The sequence below is a fragment of the Roseivirga seohaensis subsp. aquiponti genome (assembly GCF_001267955.1).
Classification (GTDB): domain Bacteria; phylum Bacteroidota; class Bacteroidia; order Cytophagales; family Cyclobacteriaceae; genus Roseivirga; species Roseivirga seohaensis.
In genome coordinates this window covers 396,219-422,768 of the sequence record NZ_JSVA01000010.1, presented here as the reverse complement: position 1 = coordinate 422,768, position 26,550 = coordinate 396,219, and the positions used below count along the sequence as shown (strand labels likewise).

The 26,550-nt window shown below is 38.5% G+C and carries 16 protein-coding genes; 14 read left to right on the top strand and 2 right to left on the bottom strand.

The features are described from left to right. Nucleotides 1–127: 127 nt before the first annotated feature. Nucleotides 128–2,551, bottom strand: coding sequence for an FtsX-like permease family protein (locus OB69_RS11365; RefSeq protein ID WP_053223840.1), 2,424 nt, complete (start codon nt 2,549–2,551; stop codon nt 128–130). A gap of 155 nt (nt 2,552–2,706) precedes the next feature. On the opposite strand from OB69_RS11365, the gene OB69_RS11360 reads away from it, so the two are divergent. From OB69_RS11360 to OB69_RS11350, 3 genes are all read left to right on the top strand, one after another. Continuing rightward, nucleotides 2,707–4,080 (top strand): sigma-54-dependent transcriptional regulator, encoded by a 1,374-nt coding sequence (locus OB69_RS11360; RefSeq protein ID WP_053223839.1) that lies wholly within the window; start codon nt 2,707–2,709, stop codon nt 4,078–4,080. Between the two features lie 139 nt (nt 4,081–4,219). Further along, nucleotides 4,220–5,575 (top strand): sensor histidine kinase, encoded by a 1,356-nt coding sequence (locus OB69_RS11355; RefSeq protein ID WP_053223838.1) that lies wholly within the window; start codon nt 4,220–4,222, stop codon nt 5,573–5,575. Nucleotides 5,576–5,927: 352 nt separating this feature from the next. Next, complete coding sequence (locus OB69_RS11350) at nt 5,928–6,431, top strand: hypothetical protein (protein ID WP_157608554.1); 504 nt, start codon at nt 5,928–5,930, stop codon at nt 6,429–6,431. An 80-nt stretch (nt 6,432–6,511) separates the two neighbouring features. Here the strand turns inward: OB69_RS11350 and OB69_RS11345 are convergent, their stop codons facing one another. Next, nucleotides 6,512–7,963 (bottom strand): NADP-dependent isocitrate dehydrogenase, encoded by a 1,452-nt coding sequence (locus tag OB69_RS11345; protein ID WP_053223836.1) that lies wholly within the window; start codon nt 7,961–7,963, stop codon nt 6,512–6,514. A 185-nt stretch (nt 7,964–8,148) separates the two neighbouring features. Between OB69_RS11345 and OB69_RS11340 the strand changes: the two genes are divergently transcribed. The 11 genes from OB69_RS11340 (at nt 8,149) to sov (ending at nt 26,537) form a co-directional block, all read left to right on the top strand. Then, on the top strand, nt 8,149–8,934 hold the full coding sequence (locus tag OB69_RS11340) for an enoyl-CoA hydratase/isomerase family protein (RefSeq protein ID WP_053223835.1): 786 nt from the start codon (nt 8,149–8,151) through the stop codon (nt 8,932–8,934). A gap of 116 nt (nt 8,935–9,050) precedes the next feature. Continuing rightward, nucleotides 9,051–10,544, top strand: a complete 1,494-nt coding sequence (locus OB69_RS11335; RefSeq protein WP_053223834.1) for a lipopolysaccharide biosynthesis protein — start codon at nt 9,051–9,053, stop codon at nt 10,542–10,544. Nucleotides 10,545–10,622: 78 nt separating this feature from the next. Continuing rightward, complete coding sequence (locus OB69_RS11330; RefSeq protein WP_157608553.1) at nt 10,623–12,395, top strand: tetratricopeptide repeat protein; 1,773 nt, start codon at nt 10,623–10,625, stop codon at nt 12,393–12,395. Continuing rightward, the gene (locus OB69_RS11325; RefSeq protein WP_053223832.1) at nt 12,373–13,146 is read left to right on the top strand and encodes a DUF4292 domain-containing protein; all 774 of its coding nucleotides are present in this window, start codon (nt 12,373–12,375) and stop codon (nt 13,144–13,146) included. Before OB69_RS11330 ends, OB69_RS11325 begins: the two co-directional genes overlap by 23 nt. Beyond that, nucleotides 13,133–14,317, top strand: a complete 1,185-nt coding sequence (locus OB69_RS11320) for a murein hydrolase activator EnvC family protein (RefSeq protein WP_053223831.1) — start codon at nt 13,133–13,135, stop codon at nt 14,315–14,317. Before OB69_RS11325 ends, OB69_RS11320 begins: the two co-directional genes overlap by 14 nt. A 168-nt stretch (nt 14,318–14,485) precedes the next feature. Beyond that, a complete protein-coding gene (locus OB69_RS11315) occupies nt 14,486–14,683 on the top strand; it encodes a Sec-independent protein translocase subunit TatA/TatB (protein WP_053223830.1) in 198 nt (65 codons plus the stop codon). 12 nt (nt 14,684–14,695) lie between these two features. Beyond that, entirely contained in the window at nt 14,696–16,120 is a 1,425-nt protein-coding gene (gatA, locus tag OB69_RS11310; RefSeq protein ID WP_053223829.1) for an Asp-tRNA(Asn)/Glu-tRNA(Gln) amidotransferase subunit GatA, read from the top strand. 14 nt (nt 16,121–16,134) lie between these two features. Further along, entirely contained in the window at nt 16,135–17,496 is a 1,362-nt protein-coding gene (locus OB69_RS11305) for a lytic transglycosylase domain-containing protein (RefSeq protein WP_053223828.1), read from the top strand. A gap of 89 nt (nt 17,497–17,585) precedes the next feature. Continuing rightward, nucleotides 17,586–18,692: a DUF4837 family protein gene (locus OB69_RS11300; protein ID WP_053223827.1), complete on the top strand. Its 1,107-nt coding sequence runs from the start codon at nt 17,586–17,588 to the stop codon at nt 18,690–18,692. Nucleotides 18,693–18,799: 107 nt separating this feature from the next. Continuing rightward, complete coding sequence (gene ruvA / locus OB69_RS11295) at nt 18,800–19,393, top strand: Holliday junction branch migration protein RuvA (RefSeq protein WP_053223826.1); 594 nt, start codon at nt 18,800–18,802, stop codon at nt 19,391–19,393. 13 nt (nt 19,394–19,406) lie between these two features. After that, nucleotides 19,407–26,537, top strand: coding sequence for a T9SS outer membrane translocon Sov/SprA (gene sov, locus OB69_RS11290; protein WP_157608552.1), 7,131 nt, complete (start codon nt 19,407–19,409; stop codon nt 26,535–26,537). The last annotated feature ends 13 nt before the right edge of the window (nt 26,538–26,550 follow it).

Here is a 26,550-nt window from a genome sequence, read left to right as displayed (position 1 = left end):
AGTTATCAGTTATCAGTTATCAGTTATGGCTGAGTTTTTTTCAGAGAATTGAGTTCCCTGACTCCCAGTTTTTTTAATTCTTTTTCCTGCTTTCTTCCCGATACTTCGGAACTGATCAACTTTTTCCCTACTCGCTTCTCAATGAGTCCACTGGGTTGGCTTGTGCCGCTCTCAATGATCGGAAACCCGTGGTAAGGCCGGCTACTAAAAGCGTAAAACCAACAGCAATCACAAACACCCATATATTCATATCAATTCGGTATTCGAAATCAGAAAGCCAATAATCCATAATGTAATAGGCCACAGGCGCAGCGACTACGAAAGCAATCACAATCAACACCAAAAGTTCTCTAGAGAAGATATTCAAGATTTGACCTATAGAAGCACCCAGAACCTTTCTAATTCCTATTTCTTTGGTTTTTTGGCTTGCTAAAAAGGCAACCAAACCATACAGCCCTAAACAACCGATTAGAATAGCAATGCCTGAGAAAATCTGAAAGAGGTTCATCATACTGGCCTCTTCTTCATAGTTTTCCATAATACTTTCAGAAAATAGGGAGTAATCGAAAAGCACATTCGGATACTGCTTTGTCCAAGCATTTTCAAGGGCAGAAATCACATTACCCATTTGTTTATCGGTTCCTTCAAAACGAATTGCTCCTTCATAAAAATAACCCTGATATGTGACTAAAATGGTAGGTTCAATCTTCTCCCTTAGTGATTTTGTGTGGAAATCGTTTATCACACCAATCACTCTTTTAGCCCCGGCAAATCCGCTTTCTATTTGTTCTCCTATGGCATCCTCAGGGTTTTCAATTCCCATTAAATCCATAACTGATTCTGAAATAATGGCTACATCCAGGGTATCAGTAGCATTAAAGTTTCTACCTGCAAGAATTTCGATACCATATAAATCCAAGTAATTTTCGTCAGCCACTTTATAGGCCGCATCATAAGAACCTTCCATTTCGAGAGGAGCGTAACCGAAACTCGAGCCTATATTATTGTCAGATAATGGAGATGAAAAATTGAAACTTACCTTTTCTATTCCTGCAAATGTTGAAAGCTCATTCCTCAACGGATTGAGTTTTTCGCTTGCATTGGTTGGTAGAGGAAAAGTGACAATTGATGTTTTTCTAAAGCCCAAATCCTTTTTCTCAAAATATTTCATTTGAGAAATCACTACTAAGGTACAAACCACCAATAGTTGTGAAATAATAAATTGAAAAACCACCAAACCTCTGCGGGTATTTACATTGCCAGAAAGTGCAGATTGGCCTTTGCTCTTCAGTGCCAATACAGGTGCTAGCCTAGCTAGAATTACTGACGGATACAATCCAGCTATTAAAGTAACCCCAACAGTAATTCCCAGTAAAATCATAACCAACTGGGGATCTTGAAGCAAATTGAGCGATAAGTTGTAACCTACAAACTGCTCCATATTCTTCATGATCAGTTCTGCGGCTCCTAGTGAAATCAATACTGAAATAATGGTAATGAAAAAAGTTTCACCCAAAAACTGCTGCATCAACTGCTCCTTTCTTCCGCCCAAAACTTTGCGGATTCCCACTTCCTTCGACCGCTTTATTGCCAAAGCCGTAGACAAATTCACAAAATTTATACAGGCTGTTAAGATTAAGAAAACTCCAATAGCTATTGGTATGGTCAGGAAATCAGAAGAAACACCCGCGTCATTATAAGTATTATACTGAGGCTGAAAATGGATGTCGGCCATTGCTTGCAAACCATACATCGTATTTTCGGTATCTTCTGGCATGTATTTCTGTACAATTTCTTCCAAGGCAGCCTCAATCTGGCTATCCTCCACTCCTTTCGCTTTAAGAAAAAAGACATTAGCATTTGACGAGGTTGAATTCCAAGAGTCTGGCTGATAGAAATCGAAAATTGCTTTTACAGCCTCATATTCAATTAAAAAGCTAAAAGGCACCGAGCTATTCACTGGTGGATCTTTTACCACAGCAGTTATAAAAACGTCAAGCTTATCATTGAGTCTTACCTCTTTGCCTATTACTCTATCGTAACCTCCATCGGTAATACCAAAGAGTTTCTCAACCAATGAAACCGAAATAACAGCGGAATTCGGCTTCTCCAAAGCGGTTTCTGGATTACCCAACTCAAATTCATAATCAAAAAGTTTGAAGTATTCCTTATCAGCAAAGGCAATTCCATCTCGCTGTTCAAAGTGCTGTAAATCGCCAATAGAGTTTGTAATGCTCAACTGACTTTCTCCTATTCCAAAAGTACGAACAGGCAAGCCGTAGTCAGGATAATCCGTTTTAAAGGCAAGTGTAAAAGGGTTCTGGATTCCTGCATCAAACTCTATCTGGTTTGGGCTTTCGGTGCGCTTTGTAAACCTATACAGGTTATCAAAATTGCTTTGATACTGATCGAAACTCTTTTCGAACAAAACAATTTTGAAAAGAACAATGGCTGCACTAATCCCAAGTGCTAGCCCAAACACATTAATAGTAGTGTAAGCCCTGTTTCTATTAAGATTTCTGAAAGCTGTTGTGATGTAATTTTTGAGCATAATTCGACCTTTATGATACCGCTGCTATACCAATAGCAATGCCAAACACATATTTGTTTGACTTACTGAATGTTACACACATTACAGAAAATAAATTAACAATATATCGTTTGTTTTCAATACATTTAACTGTTTGGTTTTGATACAGTATTTGAATGAGTAAGACAGAAGCGAAAATATTAGTGGTGGACGATGATATTGATGTGCTCAACACTGCACGAATGTATTTAAAACAGCAGTTCACCTTGGTTCAAATTGAAAATAATCCCGAACAAATTCCTAATCATTTAGAGCGAGAAGCCTTTGATGTTGTCTTGCTCGATATGAATTTTAAAAAAGGGGACAACGAGGGCGAAGAAGGCTTAAAATGGCTCAACCGAATTCTAACTATCGACCCTAACGCAATTGTAATTCTAATTACAGCCTATGGTGAATTTGACTTGGCTGTAAAAGCTGTAAAATCTGGCGCTACCGACTTTCTACCAAAACCATGGAAAAACGAAAAGCTCTTCGGCACCATTCAATCTGCATTACAATTAAGGCAAAGCAAGTTAGAAGTAGACCGACTGAAAAGCACTCAAAAAACGCTTTCCAGCGAAATAGATCAGAAATTCGAAAACTTTATTGGTGAATCATTACCTATTAAAAAAGTGTTTTCACTTATAGAAAAAGTAGGCCCTACCGATGCTAATGTCTTGATTTTGGGCGAAAATGGAACCGGTAAAGAGCTGGCTGCTCGTGCCTTACATAGGCAATCGGAACGAAAAGACAAGGTTTTTATCAATGTTGATTTAGGCTCTATTAGCGAAAATCTTTTTGAAAGCGAGCTCTTTGGCCATGTTCGAGGTGCCTTTACCGATGCCAAAGAAGATAAGCCCGGCAGGTTTGAACTAGCTTCTGGAGGCACACTTTTTTTGGATGAAATTGGTAACCTCTCTCTTCCTCTACAAGCCAAACTCCTCACTGTTTTGCAGCAAAGAAAAGTAAGTCGGGTAGGTTCGGGCAAAGAAATACCTGTAGATATTCGGCTACTATGCGCCACCAACATGCCTTTATACGAAATGGTGAAAGAGGGTACTTTTCGCCAAGATTTACTTTACCGAATCAACACTGTGGAACTGAGAATGCCCGCTCTGGCCGAAAGAACGGAGGATATTAATTTACTCGTACGACATTTTATACAACTCTATGGCAAGAAATACAAAAAGCCAAAAATGAGAGTCGATCATAACACTATTGCTAAACTGAAGAAGTATCACTGGCCTGGAAATATCCGCGAACTACAACACGCTATTGAACGCGCCATCATTTTAGCCGATGACCATAAGCTTACCGCTGACGATTTCGTGCTTCAGCCCAACCGCAATAACAAACGTTTGGAGGAAGATATTCTAGACCTTTCAGAAATGGAAAAACGACTCATTTTAAAAGCACTCGATAAGAACCATGGAAACGTAACTCGTGCCGCTAAAGACCTAGGTATTGATCGGTTGGCTTTATATAGAAGGCTTCAGAAGTATGGACTGTAGTTTAGTTAAGGGTTATTAGAGATTAGTTATTAGGCAGGAGTTATCAGTTATCAGAACACGGGAATCAGCAATCAGTAAATAAAAAAACAATGACCAATTCACTCTTAACTAATAACCAATACACTCTTAACTAAAAAAGATGGTTTCAAAGCGATTCAGCCTTCTTGTTATAGTTCGGATTACGTTACTGATGCTAACGCTAACGGGTTTGGCTTTTATTTTCGCCAAAACTGAATTGTTCTTCAACCAAATCATTCTGCTTTCTATCGTAATTATTCAGGTGGCTGAGTTGATACGCTTCATCACCTTCACCAATAGAGAATTGGCAAAACTTCTATTGGCCATTCGCTATTCTGATTTTTCAATTTCATTTAAAGGAAAAAAACACGGCAAATCTTTTCAGGAATTACAGGATGCTTTTGTGGAAATTATTGAGGCCTTTAAAAAGGTTTCGGTTGAAAAGGAAGCTCAATTCAGGTTTCTAAAAGTGATTGTCGACAATGTAAACGTGGGAATAATTGCCATAAAAGAGGAACATCAAATTGAGCTGATGAACAAAACTGCTCAAAACCTTTTGGGGGTTGGTGTTCCCAATTACTGGAAACAACTGCAACAGCTTTCCCCCCAATTTTCTCGTGAATTCTCCGAAATGGACGATAATGAAAGAAAGTTAGTTGAACTGAATGTGAAAGGCGATAAACTTCAAATTTCGGCCCATGTTACCCGACTGAAAATTCTAAATTTCAGATATTCCATTATTACTTTCCAGAACATTAAGTCGGAGATTGAACAGAAAGAAATTGAGGCTTGGCATAAGCTTATCCGAATTCTCACGCACGAAATCATGAACTCCGTCACCCCGATTACTTCGCTTACGGAAACCATGCAAATGATGCTGCACAAAGGCGAAAACTTAGAAAAATCAATTGATGAAATTTCTGAAGAAGATTTGGCCGATATTCGCTTTTCCCTAGAAACCATTCAGAGGCGAAGTGAGGGCCTTCTCCATTTTGTGGACGACTACCGCAAACTCACCCGCGTGAAAAACTTAGATAAAGAACGTGTTGACGCCACAGAATTACTTGAAAACATGGCGCAGCTCATGAAGCCAGAGCTTCAGAAGGAGAATATCACAATGGAGCTCCACCTCAAAAGTACCTTCGAACTTTCCATTGATAGAAAATTAATTGAACAGGTACTGATTAACCTGATCACCAATGCAAAGCATGCTTTAAAGGGTGTTGAAAATCCACGAATCACTTTAAAAACTTATTTGCGAGAATCAGAAAAAGTAATTGAAGTGACCGATAACGGAATGGGAATTGACGAAAGCAAGATTGATCAAATTTTCATTCCTTTCTTTTCTACCAAAGAACAGGGCTCAGGAATTGGCCTGAGCCTTTCTAAGCAAATCATGAAAAAGCACAAAGGCGACCTCACCGTCAAATCAGAATCAGGCCAAGGCGCCAGTTTCTTTTTAGTATTTAAGTATTGAGTTTAACAGTTGAGCAGGCTAAGCTTTGATTCAGCCCCTTCTCATCCTACAAACACTAAAGTTAAGTCATGCTGCAAGCATTTTTTTCAGTAAAAAAGAAAACGGATTACAATTAACAAACCACCAACTTGTGTTTCGTGAAAAGATCCCTACGGGATGACTTAATCGCTAGCTTTACCGCATCCGCAAAATCATTAGTGCAAACTTCAAAGCTAAGTCATGCTGCAAGCATCTTTTTCAGAAACACACAGAACACAACTTACAATATCCAAGCAATTTAGAATACTGAAAAAGATCCCTACGTGATGACTACCTGACCAACCTTATCGAAATTACTCGTGTCTAAACAGGCATGAAGAAACTACTTTCAATAACACTACTCGTTTCAATTCTTTTTTCATGTGGAAAGGTAAGCCCATCTAGAGTGTATAGAGAATTTAAAGAAGAAAGTAAACTGGAATTTATAGCACATCATCCGGGCGACCCGCAAATACCTGTAGTTTCAGAGGGAGAAAATATGGTATTTAAATACACCTATGTACACGAAGAAGATGAAAATATTGCAGATGACGAACTTTCAGAGATCTTCTATCTGGAAATGCCCAAGTGCCTTAATTCCTTTACATATAATAGCACCAATGAAGGAGAGAATGGAACAATCAATGTTGCGTATCGTAAGTCCTGCTATTGCGGATTCAGTGAGTACACTTTAGAAAAAGCGATTGTCTCAGCTTCAAAAACTGATGATAACCACTGGCAGATTTCTTTTGATGTCATCTTTAAGGATGAAAACGGTCAAGAATACCCATTAAAAGACAGTGGAAAATACACTCTTAATACTGATGAGTATTTCTGATCAATAGGAGTTCAAAAAAAATGTCCTGAACCAAAAGTAGGTCCAAGACATTCGTGAAAATTAATCAAGATAAAATCTTCTTATTCACCTTGGCTTAAAGAATAGCCTCTTTCGCCATCGAAGTGATATAAATGTTCTGTTTTGATAAAGTCGAATCCCGCCTCATGAATTTTTTTAATCAATTCAATTACATCCGAATTATTTACAATTTCATTGTTTGGGTTTGTATATCGGCATCTCCAGTGGTCGGTTTTGAAAATTTCTGGAGAGCCTTCAGGATACACCAAAACACCTCTATTAGAGATTAATTTAAGTTTCAGTCTGTCAGTAGAGCCTTCATTTAACAAAGCATCGCCAATTACATTCGGATCTCTGTCAGATGCGCGCCAATCGATAAATACATCTACGCCCACAAGCTCCTTTTTCTTGGCTGGTTTTTCGGGAACATTCACCGAAACTTTTACGCCATTTCTATACTCTACTGGTTTTAATTTTTCAGGCTTTTTCCCAAGTCGCTCAATAACTGCATCAGCAAATTCTTTGGTACCCACTTTCTTTACACTTCGGTTAGCTCGGTAAATGTCACCTGTATGAATTCCATCTTCCAAAGTTCTTAACCAAGCGTTTTGAATCAATTCTGCTTTATCTGCTTTGCCTAAATGAACCAACATCATAAATGCGCCATTTAATAAACCAGAAGGGTTAGCAATGTTTTGTCCGGCAATATCAGGGGCAGACCCGTGAATAGCCTCAAACATTCCATGGCTAATTCCAGTATTGGCCGAACCTGCCATACCTACTGAGCCCGCTACTTCGGCAGCAATATCAGAAATGATATCTCCGTATAGATTCAAGGTTACTACTACGTCCAATGATTCTGGACGAGCCGCTACTACAGCCGACCCAATATCAATAATCCAGTGATCCGACTCAATATCTGGGTATTCTAACTTTACTTCATTAAATATTCTGTGGAACATACCATCAGTATGCTTCATAATATTGTCCTTCGTCATACAGGTCACTTTCTTTCTACCGTATGCTCTGGCGTATTCAAATGCGTATCTTATAATCTTTTCAGAACCAGGTTCCGAAATCAGTTTCAAGGTTTGAACCACCTCACTTGTTTGCTGATGTTCAATTCCAGCATATAAATCCTCTTCGTTTTCACGAACAATCACCAAATCCATGTGCGGAAAATGTGACGGCACAAATGGCGGGTAAGCTCTGAATGGCCTTACATTGGCAAACAAACCAAGTGATTTTCTGATGGTTACATTCAAGCTCTTGTATCCTCCACCCTGAGGTGTGGTGATAGGCGCTTTAAGCAACACTTTATTTCTGCGAAGTATTTCCCAAGACTCAGGGCTTATGCCTGATTTATGCCCTGCTTTATAAACTTTTTCACCTATTTCAATCACATCATAGGCTAAACCAACATTGGCGGCATCCATAATACGAATGGTGGCGTCCATAATTTCCGGACCAATTCCATCTCCATAAGCGACTGTAATTCTATTTTGTGTTCCCATAAGTGATTGAATGTGTTTTTTCTTGAATTGGCTGCAAAGGTATCAAAGGAAGCCTTTAAAATGAATTAAAAGCCAAATTTATCGTCTTCCACTCATCAGATATTTTGAGCCAAGTACTTAACCTTGCTTTAGCCTTTTTAGTTTTCTTACATTGCTACTATCTTTGCAGCTTACTCAACTTAGCAATGGACTCATACCAGAATATAAAATTCGAAAATAAAAACGGAGTCGTACACCTTACCATTAATAGGCCCGACAAGTTAAATGCACTCAACACTAGAACTGTTGAAGAAATTGGCGAGGCCTTCCAAGTAATTTATGACTCTACCGATGTAAGAGCGGTAATCATTACTGGTGAAGGTGAAAAGGCTTTTGTGGCTGGCGCTGACATTTCCGAAATCGCAGAACTTTCAGAGTTAAATTCAAGAAAATTTTCAGAACAAGGCCAAGAGGTTTTTGCCAGTATAGAAAACTGCCACAAACCTGTTATTGCTTTGGTAAATGGCTTTGCCCTTGGTGGCGGCTGTGAATTGGCCATGGCTTGTCACATTCGTATCGCTACTGAAAATGCAAAATTCGGACTTCCAGAAGTAAATCTTGGAATTATCCCTGGTTTTGGAGGAACGCAAAGACTGACGCAATTGGTAGGCAAAGGAAAAGCCTTTGAATTAGCGATGTCTGGTGATATGGTAAAAGCTGACGAGGCAAAAGCCTTGGGCTTAGTAAACCATGTAGCTGAAAACAAAGCTGAGGGTCTTCAAAAAGCAGAAGAACTATTGGGCAGAATTACCAGCAAAGCGCCTCTAGCTGTGGGCATGGTAATCGAATGTATCAACGCGGTGTATACCAACGACATTGACGGCTATCAGGCCGAAGCCAATAGTTTTGCGAATTGTGTGAAAACTGAGGATTTCAATGAAGGTACAAGAGCTTTCTTAGAAAAAAGAAAACCTGATTTTAAAGGAGAATAAGAGGCTAACTTCAAAGGATTTAACGGCAGGCCATAACATTGAACATGGTTTGGCGTTAAATCGAAAATCGAAAATTCATCTATGGCTCAAAGCATAAATACTTGTAGCTTCGCTTTATGAGTCAAATCAAAAAATTGGCGAGCCAAACGGCTTATTATGGCATCAGCAGCATTTTGGGCAGAGTGCTCAATTTTGCGTTGGTGCCATTCTATACCCGAATTCTACCGGAAGAGGAATATGGAGTCGTTATTCACCTTTATGGTATCGCTGCTTTTCTTAACATTATTTACACTTATGGTTTAGAGACTTCTTTTTTTAGGTTCACCACAAAAAACAAGTCTATTGATGCCTACCATTATACGGCCACCGCAATTCTATTCACCAGTATTCTTTTCTCTGGTTTTATTTATTTGGATGCCGCCTCGTTGGCCAATTTTACTGCCGCCTCAGAGCACCCCGAATATTTACAGTATTTGGCGGCCATTGTATTTATTGATGCCATCGTTTCCATACCCTTTGCAAAACTTCGGTTGGACGATCGGCCTATAAAATTCGCGTTAATCCGACTTACTGTAATTGCAGTTACCATTGGTTTGAACTTATTGTTCCTTTTGGCTTTTCCGGCCATTGCCAATGGAGAATACCTAAGCGTACTCCAACCTTGGGTTCAGAAAATTTATAATCCAGAAATAGGCGTTGGCTATATTTTCATAGCTAATCTTATTGCGAATAGCTTATACATTCCAATGTTATTTAAGGAATTAGGGCAAATTCGAATTAGATTCAAATGGTCGGCATTCAAGCCTATTTTGGCTTATTCCTTCCCTATTTTTTTAATGGGTTTAGCGGCCATGTTCAACGATCAGGGCTACACCATTTTATTTAACTTTCTTTTTGATGATCCTGAAAAGGAGCTAGGAGTATATGGCAGTGCATTTAAGCTGAGTGTATTGATGATGCTAGGGATTCAAGCCTTCCGCTATGCTGGCGAGCCTTTCTTCTTCTCTCATGCTGAAAATAAGGAAGCGCCAACGCTCTTTGCCAAAGTCATGCACTATTTTGTGGTATTCAACATTGCCATTATGGTGGCCATTGCGGTAAACATTGAACTAATAGCAGATGTCTTTTTAGGCCGGCCAGGATACAAAGCCGCGCTGTATGTGTTGCCAGTATTGTTAATAGGAAAGCTGTTTTTTGGAGTTTATGTAAACCTGAGTGTATGGTTCAAAATTAAAGACAAAACAATCTACGGCACTTATTTTACGGTTATTGGAGCACTTATTACACTAGTTGGCCACTTGTGGTTGGTAAGAATTCCTTCAATTGGTTATTTCGGGTCGGCCATTTCGGCCTTGGTTTGTTATGCTGTAATGTGTGCCTTATGTTATTACAAGGGCAGAAAAATCTTTCCTGTACCTTACAATTTCAAAAAACTCTTCTTGTATTTAATCATTGCCGTGGGAGTAATTTATGGATCAAACCTTATTTCGATTTCCAACGCTTATGTTCAATACGGAATTGATTTGTTTGTCACGGCAGTCTTTTTTGTAGCCATTTATCTTTTAGAAGGACGTGGTTTTAAGTACAAAACCGTTGAAAAACGCCAATAACATAACTCTATTTACACTCATCAGAAAGCTTAAACATAGCCCACATAAAATGTGTTTCTTGATATAATTGAAGAACCGGTGAAAAAATACCTCCAACTATCCCCTTTCATTTTTTCTTTTCTGCTGTTTTGCAGCAGCATGGAGGCTATTGCCCAAGAAAAAACCGAAAAGAAGGGAAAAGAGAGTAATGAAGTTTCGAAATACGACAGGGCCAATGCTGAATATTTAATGATCGATGCCCAAAAATTCTACTTGTTAGAAGACTACGAAAGGGCTATCGCTTTTCTAGAGCAATCTTTAGAAGTTGACAAAAACAATCACGCGGCTTATTTCAAATTAGGGGAAATCTATTTGATACAGAGGAAGTATGACAAAGGACTAAAGTCGATTAAGAAGGCACAAGAAATTAAGTCCGACAATAAATTCTATTACATACTTGCTGCGCAGCTACACAAGTCGCAAAGTAATCTACAGGCAGCTGCTTCGGAATATGAGTTAATGCTTAAAAACTCCACAGACTATCGCGAGTATTTACTGGATATCGCTGATGTATATGTGGGTTTAGGCAATTACGATCGAGCAATCAAAATGCTCGAGATAACGGAAGAAAAATACAACTCTCCCCATAAATTCACTACACAGAAAAAGGAATTACTACTTCAGGCCGGAAAGAAAAAAGAAGCGCTCGACATGCTGAAAAAGCTAACTGAGGATTTCCCTACAAATGAAAACTACAAACTAGAATACGCTGATTTACTCGCTTCAACAGGGCAGAAAACCGAAGCCGCAGACATTCTTAAATCTACAAACACTTCAGCCTCCTCTAACTTCTTATTAATCAACTTAAAATTAGAAGAAGGCGACTTTGAAGCTGCTAAGCCAATGATTTCTGAAATCATGACCAATAAGGAAGCAGACCTTAGCTCAAAGCTTGAGTTAATGACTAATTTATCGGCTGCTGGATCAGACAAAATTCCTCTCTCCTTTTTAGATCAGCAGCAAAAAATGCTGTACTCCATATACCCTAACGATGTAGAAGTGATTAAAACAGGAGAAAAAGTTTATAGCGCCTTGGCCGAAAAAGCAAGTCCAGAAAATAAATCGGCCTATGAAAGCCAAGTGCTTACCGCATTAAATCAACTCAAAGATCTTAATCCATCTGACTACGAAGTATGGAATCAACTGTTGACGAGGGCTTACAATCAAAAATCTTGGGAAAGCCTGCTCACTAATAGCGAAGATGCTCTGAGCTATTTCCCTAACCAAGGTCTATTCTATTATTATTATGGAAATGCCCAGCTTTACAGCAACCAAGGCGATAAAGAAGAAGCCAATTCCGCTTTCGATCAGGCTTTAAAGCTTGCCAGAAATGATGAAACTTTGGCAGGCAAGATTCGAACAAAGAAATTGGAATTTGCTTTAGAGGAAGGCAATGTGAAAGAAATTGAAGAATATAATCCTCCCAAAACTACATCTGGCAAAGTAGATGATGGCGCAGTTCAAATGTTTTTGCGATACCTAAATGCTAATAGCGATCAAGAAATCATAGAAGGTTTAAATAAATCATTGGATCGTTTAGTCAAAGAATATCCATCGGACAGTGATTTATTTCATGTGAAAGCAAAGGTTTTGTTTCAATTAGGTAGATTTGCAGAAGCGAAACAGTTGATAGAGAATTTCTTGAAGCAAAAATCAGCCAACATTACAGGTGGGCTTCTGGAAGTTTATGGTGATAACCTTTATATGTTAAACCAAATTGACGCAGCTGTTGAGCAGTGGAAAAAAGCAAAAAACACGGGGAACACTTCCGATAAAATAGATCAAAAAATTGCAGACAAAAAGTACTACTAGTAGAGCAAAACTGCTCATCCTCATTGTTTTTTCGGCTTTCTTTTTAGAGTCATGTAAAAGCACTTTCTTAGGAACAAATACACGAGTAAAAGAAGAGTTTCAAGTGGCAGAAATTCCTTTCGAGTACTTCTCTACCAAAACAAAATTTAAGTTTAAAGACGGAGAATCGAAAACTAAAGCTACTGCTGATATTCGCGTAAGAAAAGATAGTTTAATCTGGTTTAGACTTACGCCAGGCTTGGGTATTGAAGGAGCCAGAGGAATTATTACCCAAGATTCACTCTTAATGATTGACAGGGTAAACAAATCTTATTACGCCTATAGCTTTCAAGGGCTTAGCGAAAAATTCAACTTCGAATTAAATTTTGATCTTTTTCAATCGGTACTTATTGGAGATATGCCAATTGCACAAACCGCAGAAGATGACATTGTAGCACAAGCCAATCAGTTTACAATTGTTCAAAGAGTTGGAGACCTGACTATTATGAACCAAATTGGCAATAAAACGAAGAAGCTGGAGAAACTCACTGCCAACACAATCAAGAGCAAAAACACATTAGAGTTAAAGTACACTGATTTCAATATGCTCGAACAATTTGTGTTTGCCTTTAAAGCAGATATGATTTTACAGTATTTCCAAGACAATAAAAAAGGTGAAATTACGATAGATATTGAGCATAACAGAGCCAGAATTGAAGACGAACCACTTACATTTCCTTTTAGTATTCCCAACAACTATGAGCGTAAATAGGGCAATAGTCCTTTCCTTATTCTTTTTATTAGTGGGTTTTGACGGTACGGCTCAAAATCAAAGGAAGACTTTAGAAAGTCAGAAAAATGAGATTCTAAAGAAAATTCAAGAAACGGAACGTATTCTCTCTCAAACCTCTAGCAAGAAAAACAGCAGCATTGGCCGTTTAAAGGCACTGAATGAGCAAATTCAAACGCGCTCTTCTTTGATTAGCGCCATTAAAAGTGAAGTAAACCTACTGGACAGCGAAATCTCCGAAAACCTTTCCATTATTCAAGCCATGGAAAATGACCTAACTCAGCTAAAAAAGGAGTATGCTGAAATGATTTACACCACTCAGAAAACCAGCAAAGGTTTTAGTGAAATGACTTTCCTATTTGCCTCATCTACTTTCAATCAGCTGTTTATGAGAATGAAATACATTAAGCAGTATTCTGAGGCACGAAAAAAACAAGCCGAACAAATCAAGATTGTTCAAAGTAGCATTGGTTTGCAAATTGCTGAAATTGAAGCCCAAAGAAAAAGCAAACAATCGTTACTGAATGATGAACTCACTGAAAACAATAAGCTTGAAGAGCTTAGGGGTGACCAACGAGAGTTAATCACCAAGCTTACCCAAGACGAACAAAGAATCAAGAAAGAATTAGAAGAACAGAGAAAGGCAGAAAAGCAACTTTCTGAACGTATCGAAGCGATTATCGAAGAAGAAAGAAAGGCTGCCTTGCTAGGCTCTGTTGATATGACTAAGCTAACCGAGGCATTTGCTAAAGAAAAAGGCAAATTACCTTGGCCTGTAGATGAAGGCTTTGTCTCTTCTAAATTTGGAGAACACCGCCACCCTACTATTAAAACCATTACAGTAAATAATCTTGGGGTTGACATTCAAACATCAGAAAATGCCACCATAAAGGCTGTGTTTCCAGGAAAAGTAAGTAGTGTAATGTCTGTTCCGGGTTTAGGAAACAGTGTGTTAATTCAGCATGGAGAATACTTTACGGTATACTCAAAGTTAAAAACTGTGGTTGTGAAAAAAGGAGATCAAGTTCAGGTTGGTCAAGCATTAGGGCAAGTACTTACCGATAAAGACAATATTTCTCAGGTTAAGTTTAGGGTTCATTTCGAAAAGTCAACATTGAACCCAGAACTATGGCTTCAAAAACGATCGAAATAAAACATATATAACACCCATTTAAATATACATAAGCTAGTTTATTAAAAATATAACTTAGCGATTTCAACCCTAGGATTTAAATTCCGTTCACACAACAAACCCGAATCCCTTTACTTCCTAGATAGTTTTTAGCTATCTTTGAAGTCTAAAATTTTAAAGTAGGTAATCATGCAAACAATTTTCGCACTAGGTATGCCAGGAACTCCAGAAATGATTTTCATCGTATTTGTTATCTTACTTCTTTTCGGTGCCAAGAAAATACCTGATCTCGCAAGAGGAATGGGAAAAGGCATCAGAGAATTTAAAGACGCTACCAAAGAAATTAAGAAAGAGGTAGACGAAGCAGGTAAAGAAATTGATAAATAAGCTAATTAACCATTGAAGTCTTATCACACACTCGATGAGATTCAAAGAGATATTAGACTTGAGGTAACTTCTTGCAGAGCACTTGTAGAACACTATTTACGTAACATTAAGTCGCATTCAGAGCTTAATGCTTTTGTAGAAGTTTATAGTGCAGAAGCTTTGCAAAAGGCAGATATAATAGATCGTAAGATCAAAGAAAACAAAGCCGGCAAACTTGCCGGCTTAATTTTTGGCATCAAAGATTTAATCTGTTACCAAGACCACAAAGTCAGTGGTGCGAGTAAAATTCTTCAAAATTTTGAATCTCAATTTTCAGCTACGGCCGTTGAAAAACTGCTTCAGGAAGACGCCATTTTAATAGGTCGCCAAAACTGTGATGAATTTGGAATGGGATCATCCAATGAAAATTCATTTTATGGCCCTGTTAAAAATGCGCTAGATCATAATAAAGTAGCTGGAGGTTCATCAGGCGGATCTGCTGTTGCCGTTCAAGCCGATATGTGCCAAATTTCTCTCGGTACTGACACAGGCGGATCAGTAAGGCAACCCGCAGCTTTTTGCGGAATTGTTGGTCTTAAACCTACTTACTCTAGAATTTCAAGATGGGGCTTATTGGCTTATGCCTCTTCATTCGATAGTATTGGAATTTTCTCCAAAAGTATTGAAGACAATGCTCGTGTATTGGAAATTATTGCTGGAAAAGATGATAAAGACTCCACTTCTTCTTCAAAAACAGTACCCATTTACAGTCAAAGCTTAGAGCAAAAAAACACCTATAAAGTAGCTTATTTACAAGAAGCGCTTGATACTAAAGCTCTACAGCCAGAGATTAAAGCGGCTTTCGAAAATCAGATTACAGAGCTACAAAAAGCTGGGCATACTGTGGAAGCAGTGAACTTTCCATTACTTGATTACATATTACCTGCCTATTATATTCTTACTACTGCGGAGGTTAGTTCTAACTTAAGCCGATACGATGGAATTCGTTATGGTCATAGAAGTTCAGAGGTCACCAATTTAGAATCGCTTTATAAAAATTCTAGAACCGAAGGCTTTGGAGCAGAAGCCAGAAGAAGAATTATGCTAGGGACTTTTGTGTTAAGTGCCGATTATTATGACGCCTATTTTACCAAAGCACAAAAGGCGCGAAAGCTTATAAAAGAGGCCACCGAAAAAATTCTTTCAGAATATGATTTTATTATCATACCAACAACGCCAACCACAGCGTTCGATTTGGGAGAACATTCTAAAAGTCCGATTGAAGTTTATATGGCCGATTTATTTACTGTACAAGCCTCCATTTCTGGGCTTCCAGCGATTTCCGTTCCTGTTGGAAAAGATGACAACGGAATGCCAATTGGACTACAAATTATATCCGCGGCTTTTCAAGAAGCTAAACTTTTTGCATTTTCGAGAAACTTGATTCAAAACATTTGAACAGACGCTATACAATGAAGCGATTACACTGGGCATTATTACTTGTATTTACCTCGTTTCCCTTTATTCAACAAGGGCATGCAACCAACGATACAATACCAGAAGAGTTTAAGCCAAGCTACGATTACGCACCAGACTTTTCTTATGAAGAATTGCAGGCGCGTTATGACAAGCTAGACCTTGAAATCGACATTTCTTTCAATGATCAGGTTAAGGCTTTTATAAATTATTTTACGGTTAGAAATAGAGACTATACGCGTGAAATGATTAGACGCAGAGAAGTATACTTCCCGATTTTCGAGAAATACCTTAAAGAATACGACCTACCCGAAGAACTAAAATATTTACCAATTATTGAATCAGGCTTAAACCCAGGTGCCGTTTCTGGCCCTAAAGCCGTTGGTTTATGGCAATTTATGTCGCCAACAGCAAAGCAACAAGGCTTACAAATCGACTGGTACATTGATGAACGAATGGATCCTGAAAAATCTACCGAAGCTGCCTGCCAATACATTAAGTGGCTTTATGGAATTTTAGGAGACTGGAAAATGACGCTTGCTGCTTACAATAGTGGAATAGGAAATGTTCAAAGGGCTATGCGAAGATCTAATAAAGATGACTTCTGGGAAGTTTATAGGTACCTACCAAGAGAAACCCGCTCATATGTACCTCAGTTCGCTGCCATTCTTTATGCAATGGAATATGCTGACGAACACAACCTTTTTGTTGATGACCTTCAATACCCTATCGACTTTGAAGAAATTGAAGTAAATCAGTTTGTATACCTCAAAGCCTTTGCAGATGAAAGCGGAATGGATTTAGGCACGCTTGAAAAATTGAACCCAGCCATTAAAAAAGGAGCGCTTCCGGCTAATGCCAAGGGCTTTAAATTAAGAATACCGAAAGATGGAATGGCTTTGTATGAAACCAATCGTGAAAACATTTTGGCCAAGGCAGAAGAAGGCAGAAAAGAATTCGAGAAAATGGCCACTAACATGCCGGGCAGTACTTTCGGAAAAGAAAAAGTAGTTTATCGAGTAGTGAGTGGCGATGTATTAGGAACAATTGCCAGAAAACATCAGGTAAGAATTGAAGACCTTAGGGCTTGGAACAATATTAAAGGATCAATGATAAAAGTAGGTCAAAGATTGAACATCTACGCAGGCCCCGATTTCCTTTCAGACAATACAATTGTTACTGCCAAAAAAGTATTAAACCAGCCTATTCCTAGTTCTAAAGAATATATTGTTGAGCCGGGAGATACATTATGGGATATCTCAAGAATGTATGAAGGCTTAACAATTGAGCGCATTAAGGAGTTAAACGATCTGAACTCTACCAGTCTAAAACCAGGGATGAAATTGAAAATTGGTTAAAAAAACTTACAACTAATTTTTTAGTAGATAATGCTTGCAAATCAATTTCATATTACCTTTCTTGACATAAATAACTAAACTAATAGTTTATGAAGAAGCTCTTATTTCTAGCCATGATTTTACTTTCCATATCAAGTTGCGGCAGCAAATCAGAAAAGGAAGGTGAAGAATCAACAAAAATGAACCCTAACCTTCTACCTGATGCTACTGGACAATCGGGAGAGTTAGTGATTGTAATGAACAAAGAGAAATGGGACGGCCCTCTCGGTGAAGCATTGAAAGAAGTTTTTCACGCATCGGTGCCTGGCTTAAACCGAACCGAACCCTCATTCACTACTCGTGTTATAGAGCCATTTCAGTATAATAGAATTTTTCAACTATCCAGAAATGTGGTGTACGTAACTACATTGGATGGCACCACCCCAGCCGACAACTATCTCAAGGGCATTCTTCCTGATAGTTTTAAAGAGAGGATTCAAAATGAACCCGACTTATTTATGAATACTTCTGATGACCAGTATGCAAAAGGCCAGAAGATACTCAACCTATTTGGTAAAAATGATCAGGATTTAATCAATCACTTGAAAGAAAACGGAGCCATAATAAGAAACTATTTTAATATGGCAGAACGAGAAAGGCTTGCTACTGATATTCGTGCTTCGGTAGACTCAAGAGCTATATCAGACAGAATTAAAGATAAGTTTGGCTATTATATTAAAATCCCTGTTGGATTTGAGTTGGCTACTACTTCTGATGACTTTATGTGGTCGCGCTATTTACCTGCAAGAGGCCCAAGCAAAAACATTTTTGTCTACTTTAAAGACTATGAATCACAAGACGAATTCACTCATGAAAACGTAATAAAGCTAAGGAATGAGGTTGGGAAAAAATACATTTATGGCGATCCTGAAAACAAAGAGTCGTACATGATAACGGAAACGGAATTCATGCGACCTGTTTTTAGAGATATTACATTTGATGGCAAATACACCGTAGAAATGCGTGGCGCATGGAAAACCAACAACTACTCAGTGGGCGGCACTTTTATCAGCTACACTTTCGTAGATGAAAAAACAAATAGGCTTTATTACATCGAAGGCTTTATTATTCACCCTAATGAAGAACATAGGGAGCTAATTCGCCAGATGGAATCGATACTAACCACCTTTAGAGCAGTAGATAACCCACCATCTTAAATCTGCTATTTTAAAGTTACAGACATTGATTTTACTCGAATATTCTTAAATTTAAGCGAAGGCAAGTTCAACTTGCCTTTTTTTATACTCAAGTACAATCAGAATTTATGTTTGCATACGTAAAAGGTAAACTAGCTTATAAAGATCCGACTTTTGTAATCATTGATATTCAAGGAGTTGGGTATGAAATAAAAATATCACTGAATACTTACTCCAAAATCAAGGATGAAGAGCAATGCAAACTCTTTACTTACTTCCATGTAAAAGAAGACATTCAAGTGCTTTATGGTTTTGCTGATGAGGCAGAAAAAAAACTTTTCACACTACTGATTTCGATTTCAGGTATCGGCCCTTCTATTGGCCTTATGTTCTTGTCATCGCTAAGTCCTTCTGAAATTATAAACGCCATTGCCACTGAAAATGTAGCCATCATTCAAGGAGTGAAAGGCGTAGGTGCAAAAACTGCTCAAAGAGTCATTTTAGAACTTAAAGATAAAGTTGGAAAAGAGTCTGCTGATATGGCAGGAGGAAATATTACCTCTTCCTCCATTAATACTATAAGAAACGAAGCCTTAGCTGCGTTAGTAACTCTAGGCATCAACAAGGCAGCTGCACAAAAAAGTATTGACAAAATTTTGAAAAATTCTGAAGGGCAAATTTCACTAGAAGAATTGATCAAATTGGCACTAAAAGCGGCCTGATTTTTAGGAAGACTTGATCAACCAAACCATCAAAATATTACTCCTGATTTGCATAGGGTTCACCTTTTTTGGTGGAGCTACTAAAGCCTATGCCTATGAACAGCAACAGGATTCTACTAGAATTAGCTCAGACACTACTGAATATATAAAAACCACCTACCCCAACTTTGGACTGAGGTACCGCGTTGGCGACCCTCTCACAAACAGACGGTTAAAATCACCTTTACTTTTCAATAACCTAAACTTCTTTAATCAAGAATATAGATTGGATACAAGTAAATCTTTGGTGTATAGCGAAAAATTTGGAAGTCAATTTCTCGGCCCTCCTACCAGAATCCCCTTTAATGCAGCCCTTCAACAAAGAGAAGAGCAAGGCAACCGAGAGTTTCTGGCCGAAAAAGCCAAAGCACAAGATGGAGAAAGCGCTGTAAGTAACCGGGGGCAACTTATCCCTCCTATTGCTTTAAGCCCATTTTTTGATAGACTCTTTGGTGGTGATGAAATCAATATCCAAACCAGCGGCTTTGTTCAATTAGATTTTGGTGGGCAATTTCAACGTGTAGATAATCCTGCAATCCCCATTAGACAACAGCGAACGGGTGGTTTTGAATTTGACCAGAATATTCAAATGAGTTTGCAAGGTAGCATTGGATCCAAATTAAAAATCGGAGCCAACTTTGATAACAGCAACTCTTTCGATTTTGAAAACCAACTTAAAGTAGAATTCGGTGGCTTAGAATCAGACATTATAAAAACGATTGAACTAGGAGACGTGAGCTTACCAGTAGCTAATAGTCTGATCAGTGGTGCTCAAAACCTTTTTGGCTTTAAAACTCAATTACAATTTGGGAGACTTTACGTTACTGCCTTGGCAGCCACTCAGCGTGGGCAATCTCAATCTATTGAAGTTGAAGGAGGAATTCAAAGAAACGAATTCGAAATCAGAGCCTCTGATTATGACGAAAACAGACACTTTTTCCTAGGTCAGTTTTTCAGAGACAATTATGAAAACTGGCTCAGAAGTATTCCTTCAGTTATTTCAGGTTTACAAGTAACAAGGGTAGAAGTTTATGTACTTAACAGAACCAACAATACCCAAACACTTAGAAATTTTGCGGCCTTTATGGATTTAGGTGAAGGCGACAAAATTTATAGAGAAAACAATGCCTTTATAGGAAATGGCACACCCAATTCACCTACTGCTAACAATGCAAATAGCCTCTATCAAAACTTAGTCAACGATCCGCGCTTACGACAAGCAGACCAACTGAGTTCTATTTTAGAAGATGAAAAAGGCTTAGAAAAAGCCCTCGATTTTGAAAAAGTAACAGGCGCTCGAAAACTTGACCCATCGGAATATTACTTCAACAGCCAACTCGGATTTATCTCATTAAGTAGGCAATTACAAAGCGATGAAGTGTTAGCCGTATCATACGAATATAGCTACCAAGGAAGACGGTTTAAAGTAGGAGAGCTTACAGAAGATTATCAAAACAGAACTGAAAGTGAAGCCATTTTCCTGAAATTACTTCGGCCAAGTAAAATCAATACCCAAGTACCTACTTGGGATTTGATGATGAAAAACATTTACAACCTAAATGCTTCAAACATTAGCAAAGAAGCCTTTCAGCTGAGAGTAATTTACAGAGATGACAAAACTGGGATAGACAACCCAAGTTTGCATGAAGGAGAAAACACCAAAGATGTTCCACTTATTAGAATTTTTGGGTTGGACAAATTAAACCAAAGTGGAGACCCACAACCCGATGCTAACTTCGATTTTGTTGAAGACGTAACCATTAACACCGAGCGTGGCTACATGCTTTTTCCCGTATTAGAACCCTTTGGGCAAACCCTAGAGAATAAATTTGCTGCTGGAGAACAGTTTTTAGTCGATAAATACGTTTTCGACACACTCTACCGTACAACAAAAGCCGATGCCGAATTGGTGTCACGGCTCAATAAATTTTATATCAAAGGAAGTTTACAATCAGGCTCTTCTAATGAAATCAACCTTAATGCCTATCAAATATCGCCAGGTAGTGTGCAAGTATTAGCAGGAAACACTCCTCTTATTGAAGGCACCGACTACACGGTAGATTACTCTTTGGGCAAAGTGAATATCATTAATCCATCGATTCTAAATTCAGGAAAAAAAATCAGGGTAAACTATGAAAAAGCCGACCTATTTAATTTCCAATCGCGCACATTAGTTGGAACACGCTTAGACTATGTGTTAAACCCTAAAACAAATTTCGGATTCACATTTTTGAACCTAAACGAACGTCCGCAACTCACTCGTGTAGGCATTGGTAATGAACCAGTAAACAATACGGTTTGGGGGCTCGATGTAAACTATAGTGATGAATCTCGCTTTATTACTAAAATGGTAGACGCACTTCCATTTATTGATACCAAGGCGCCTTCTACTGTTACTTTTAGTGGAGAAATGGCACATCTTATTCCGGGCACTTCTAACAAAGTAGATGGAGTAGGCACCTCTTATATAGATGACTTTGAATCAACAGTTACTCCCTTTAGCTTAAACAACCCAATCAGTTGGAAGTTTGGAGCCACTCCAAAAACTGACGATAACAAATTCGATAAAAGTAATGAAACAACCGACAGGCTTGGAGCAAACTACAAAAGAGCCAAACTAGCTTGGTACACCATCGACAACGTTATTTATAGAAACACAGGAAGATCGAGACCAGAAAATATTACAGCAACTGATTTAGAAAACCATTACGTTCGTTCTGTTGGCCAAAACGAAGTAATTAAAAGAGATGCCCAGCAAATAATTGTAAACGAGCCTTCGTTCGACTTGGCTTATTACCCATCAGAAAGAGGTATTTACAACTATAACCCAAACCTAACGCCAGAAGGATTTTTACCTAATCCGAAATCTAATTTCGGAGCCATTACTCGTGCCATTTCAAATGAAGTCGATTTTGACAAAACCAATATTGAGTACATCGAATTTTGGATGATGGATCCATTTATTAATACAACCAACGGAACGCCCAACAACCCAAGGGGGCTCATAGATGATGGTATTAATACCCCAAAAGCAAACACCACAGGGGGAAAGTTTATTCTGAACCTTGGTAGTATTTCTGAAGATTTAATGAAAGATGAAAGGCATGCTTTCGAGCAAGGGCTACCTGCCGATGGCGACCCAAGTATTGAAAATGTAGTAGAAAACGAATGGGGTCGGGTAACTCGTCAACCATATCTAAATCCTGCATTTGATAACTCTGGAGATGCTCGGGCTAATCAAGATGTTGGGCTTGATGGATTAAAATCTTCTGATGAGCTTACCTTTTTCGCTAATTATTTGAGTTCGCTTAACGTAAATGCCACTGCCAGACAACAAATTGAAGCCGACCCTTCAGGAGATAATTTTCAATACTATTTGGGAGACGATTTAGATATAAAAGATGCTAAAGTTTTAGAGCGATACAAAAACTTCAATGGTTTAGAAGGGAACAGCCCAATAAATAATGGCAACCAACTTTACACGCCTTCATCTACCAACTTACCAGACAATGAGGATTTAAACCGAGATAACACACTGAACGACCTCGAGGAATACTATGAATACGAATTGAATTTAAAACCAGGTCAACTCGAAGTAGGTAAAAACAACATTGTCGATCAGGTTTCAAACCCTATTGGCGACAGTGGAGACATTGTGAACTGGTATCTATTCCGTATTCCTGTAAGAAAACCCGATCGTGTTCAAGGAAATATCAATGGCTTCAAATCTATTCGCTACATGCGTACTTATTTCACTGACTTTGAAGAACCAGTGGTGCTTAGGCTTGTAAATTTCAGATTAGTTGGAAGCCAGTGGAGAACATTCCAAGAAAGCCTGTTCGAAAAAGGTTTGAACGAAATTCCAGAACCTACAGACCCGAACTTTACAGTTTCTGTAGTTAGTATCGAAGAAAACAGCCAAGGTAGCCAAGGCAGACCACCATATGTTTTGCCTCCAGGAATAGAACGTGATAGAGATAATACTTCGGCCGTAGAAAGAAGACGCAATGAGCAATCGCTACAACTTTGTGTAGACGACTTGAGAGATAAAGATGCCCGTGCTGTATTCAAAAATGTAAGTCAGGACATGGTGAACTACGGAAGAATAAAGATGTTTCTTCATGCCGATAGTCAAGATAATCTCGCTCCAGGAGAAGTAACTGCTTTTCTAAGGCTTGGTACAGATTTCACTGAAAACTATTACGAAATTGAAGTACCATTGACCATGACTCCATCGGGATTATTATCTCCAGAAGACATTTGGCCAGAAGAAAATGAAATCGACCTAGCTTTCAGTAGTTTGTACGAAGTTAAATCTAGACGAAATGCGAGTAATGCCAACCTCAGTTTACCTTATACCGAAACCGTTGATCGCTATAATATCACGGTGGTTGGAAGACCAGACCTAAGTACTGTTCAAACCCTTATGATTGGGGTGAGAAACCCAAGCTCACCAGATTTAGAGCCAAAAAGTTTCTGTATTTGGGCCAACGAACTTCGCGTAACCGATTTCGATTCAAACTCTGGAATTGCTGCCAACGCTAGGCTCGATGCCCAATTAGCAGATTTAGGAAACGTATCGGCTTCTTTAAGGCATTCAGGTATTGGTTTTGGAGGAATTGCCGACAAAATTTCTGATAGAAACAGAGAAAAAACTACACAGTATGATATTTCTACCAGCTTAAAATTGGGCAAGTTTTTCCCAGAAAATTGGGGCATTGAACTCCCCGCTTATTTTAGCTTAGAAAATTCCCGATCAATCCCTCAGTACGATCCACTCGATCCCGATTTACCATTGGAAGATGTACTTAACTCATTCGAAACAAAGGAAGAACGTAAAGCCTACTATGATAAAGTTGTAGATCAATCGAAACGCAGAAGTTTCAACTTTTCTAATGTGCGAAAAAGAAGAGTTAACGCAGATGCTCCAAAACGCATTTACGACATAGAAAACTTGAGCTTTACTTATGCCTATAACGAAATCACCAGAAGCAACATTAACACCGCCTCTTATGATTACAAAAATTACAGAGGGGCAATAACTTATAGTTACCAACCTAAAGAATGGTTTATTGAACCTTTCAAAAACATAGGTTTCTTAGGTTCAAAATGGCTTCAAATTATCAAAGACATCAACTTCAACTTAGTACCTAACTCAATTACTATTAACGGTAATGTAAACCGAAGTTTCTTAAAAACTCAATTAAGAAATTCAGACCTTGGCACCGAAGGAATAGACCCCTACTATGAAAAGTCGTTCACCTTCGACAGAAGCTATGCAGTAAATTGGAACCTGACCAAAGCACTAACACTAGATTACTTCGCAAACGTAAATGCTATTATTGACGAACCCGAAGGGGATATCAATACCGATATAAAAAGAGATTCGGTTTGGACCAACTTTAAAAACTTTGGCCGAATAAAGAATTACACCCACACCATTAATTCTAGCTACACCCTACCCTTTGAAAAAATTCCTGTTACGAATTGGCTAAATTCTACGGTAAGTTATGCCTCCACTTACAACTGGAAAGCAGGCGCTATCGGCCAAGCCGATAGTTTAGGAAATTACGCAGGCAATACACGCATAGTAAAGGTCAATGGTAAGATTGATATGCAAAAGATCTATAACAATATTGGATTACTAAAGAAAATCAATTCGCCCACCCGTAGTAGGACTCGACCAACAGGAATAGCAGCAAACGACACAACCAAACAACGAAAAACCATTGATCAAATGCCAGCCTTAAAGGCCTTGTTAAGAGCCGTTATGATGGTAAGAAGCGCTACTTTCGATTACTCTATTGCACAAGGAACCGTACTGCCAGGTTATATGCCCGATGTTTTCCTTTTTGGGCTCGATGAAGATATGAAAAACCCAAGCTTGGGCTTTATTGTCGGTAGCCAAAATGCGGCAATACGCAGGCAACTGGCCTATGATGGGCTTTATGCGCAAAGCACCTTCCTAACCGCCCCGTTTACACAAGACAAAAACATGAGCTTTAATTACTCAACAGTGTTAGAACCGTTTGGCGATTTTAGAGTAACCCTAACAGGAAGAAAAACGCACTCTGAGAATTATCAAGAAATATTCAGACGAGATGATGTTGCTGGCGATTACTTAAGCATTAACCCTACCCGAACCGGTACTTATATAGTATCATTCAACATGATAAAAACCGCTTTCGAAAAGGACGATAGCAATGACAACTCTCCTCTATTTGCCAATTTTGAAACCTACAGAAATATCTTAAAATCTAGATTAGATCAGTCGAATGATGCAGGAACTTATGACCTTAACTCTCAAGATGTAGTGATCCCAGCATTTTTGGCAGCCTATTCAGGCCAAAGCCCAGATGAGATTAAGACCTCAGCATTCCCACGTCTTCCTATACCGGGCTGGTCCTTAAATTATCGAGGATTAACAAAGATTGATGCCGTTAAAGAGTTATTTAGTACGGTGAGTATCAGCCATGCTTACAGCAGTCAGTACAGTGTAAGTAATTATATCAACTCGGCTTTATATACCTCAAACCTCACTTTAGATAATCAACTTAATGATTATGGTTTGGCAGATCAGTTTAATGAAGACGGCAATTTGGTGCCAATATTTACTTCTCAGCAAGTAGTTCTTTCAGAGAAATTTTCTCCACTAGTAGGCATAAACCTGAAAACAACCAGTAGTTGGAACCTTGATCTCAACTATTCTAAGGAAAGAAACATAGCCCTCAACTTGTCTAATATCCAAGTAACTGAACGGTCAGCAAACGATATTAGCATGACTTTAGGCTATACCAAAGCAGGAGTTAAAATTCCGTTTAGGATAAGAGGCAGAAAAGAAACCCTACCAAATGAATTACGCTTTAACATGACTTTTAGCCTAAGAGATAACAAAACCGTTCAGCGAAGAATTGACGAATCGAGCATTGTTACAGAAGGGATTAAAATTTTCCAATTGAATCCAACAGTAGAGTATAATATAAGCGATGCCCTTCAGGTAGCATTCTATTTTGAGAAGAATATAAACGAGCCAAGAGTGACCACAAGCTTCTTAAATGCCAGAACTGCCTTTGGTGGAAGAATTAGGTTCAGTTTGTCTCAATAAACACTTATTTTTC

Excerpts from the sequence above, each read along its gene's own strand:
- OB69_RS11365 (WP_053223840.1), bottom strand. The coding sequence starts at position 2,551 with ATGCTCAAAAATTACATCACAACAGCTTTCAGAAATCTTAATAGAAAC.
- OB69_RS11360 (WP_053223839.1), top strand. The coding sequence starts at position 2,707 with ATGAGTAAGACAGAAGCGAAAATATTAGTGGTGGACGATGATATTGAT.
- OB69_RS11355 (WP_053223838.1), top strand. The coding sequence starts at position 4,220 with ATGGTTTCAAAGCGATTCAGCCTTCTTGTTATAGTTCGGATTACGTTA.
- OB69_RS11350 (WP_157608554.1), top strand. The coding sequence starts at position 5,928 with ATGAAGAAACTACTTTCAATAACACTACTCGTTTCAATTCTTTTTTCA.
- OB69_RS11345 (WP_053223836.1), bottom strand. The coding sequence starts at position 7,963 with ATGGGAACACAAAATAGAATTACAGTCGCTTATGGAGATGGAATTGGT.
- OB69_RS11340 (WP_053223835.1), top strand. The coding sequence starts at position 8,149 with ATGGACTCATACCAGAATATAAAATTCGAAAATAAAAACGGAGTCGTA.
- OB69_RS11335 (WP_053223834.1), top strand. The coding sequence starts at position 9,051 with ATGAGTCAAATCAAAAAATTGGCGAGCCAAACGGCTTATTATGGCATC.
- OB69_RS11320 (WP_053223831.1), top strand. The coding sequence starts at position 13,133 with ATGAGCGTAAATAGGGCAATAGTCCTTTCCTTATTCTTTTTATTAGTG.
- OB69_RS11315 (WP_053223830.1), top strand. The coding sequence starts at position 14,486 with ATGCAAACAATTTTCGCACTAGGTATGCCAGGAACTCCAGAAATGATT.
- OB69_RS11305 (WP_053223828.1), top strand. The coding sequence starts at position 16,135 with ATGAAGCGATTACACTGGGCATTATTACTTGTATTTACCTCGTTTCCC.
- OB69_RS11300 (WP_053223827.1), top strand. The coding sequence starts at position 17,586 with ATGAAGAAGCTCTTATTTCTAGCCATGATTTTACTTTCCATATCAAGT.
- ruvA (WP_053223826.1), top strand. The coding sequence starts at position 18,800 with ATGTTTGCATACGTAAAAGGTAAACTAGCTTATAAAGATCCGACTTTT.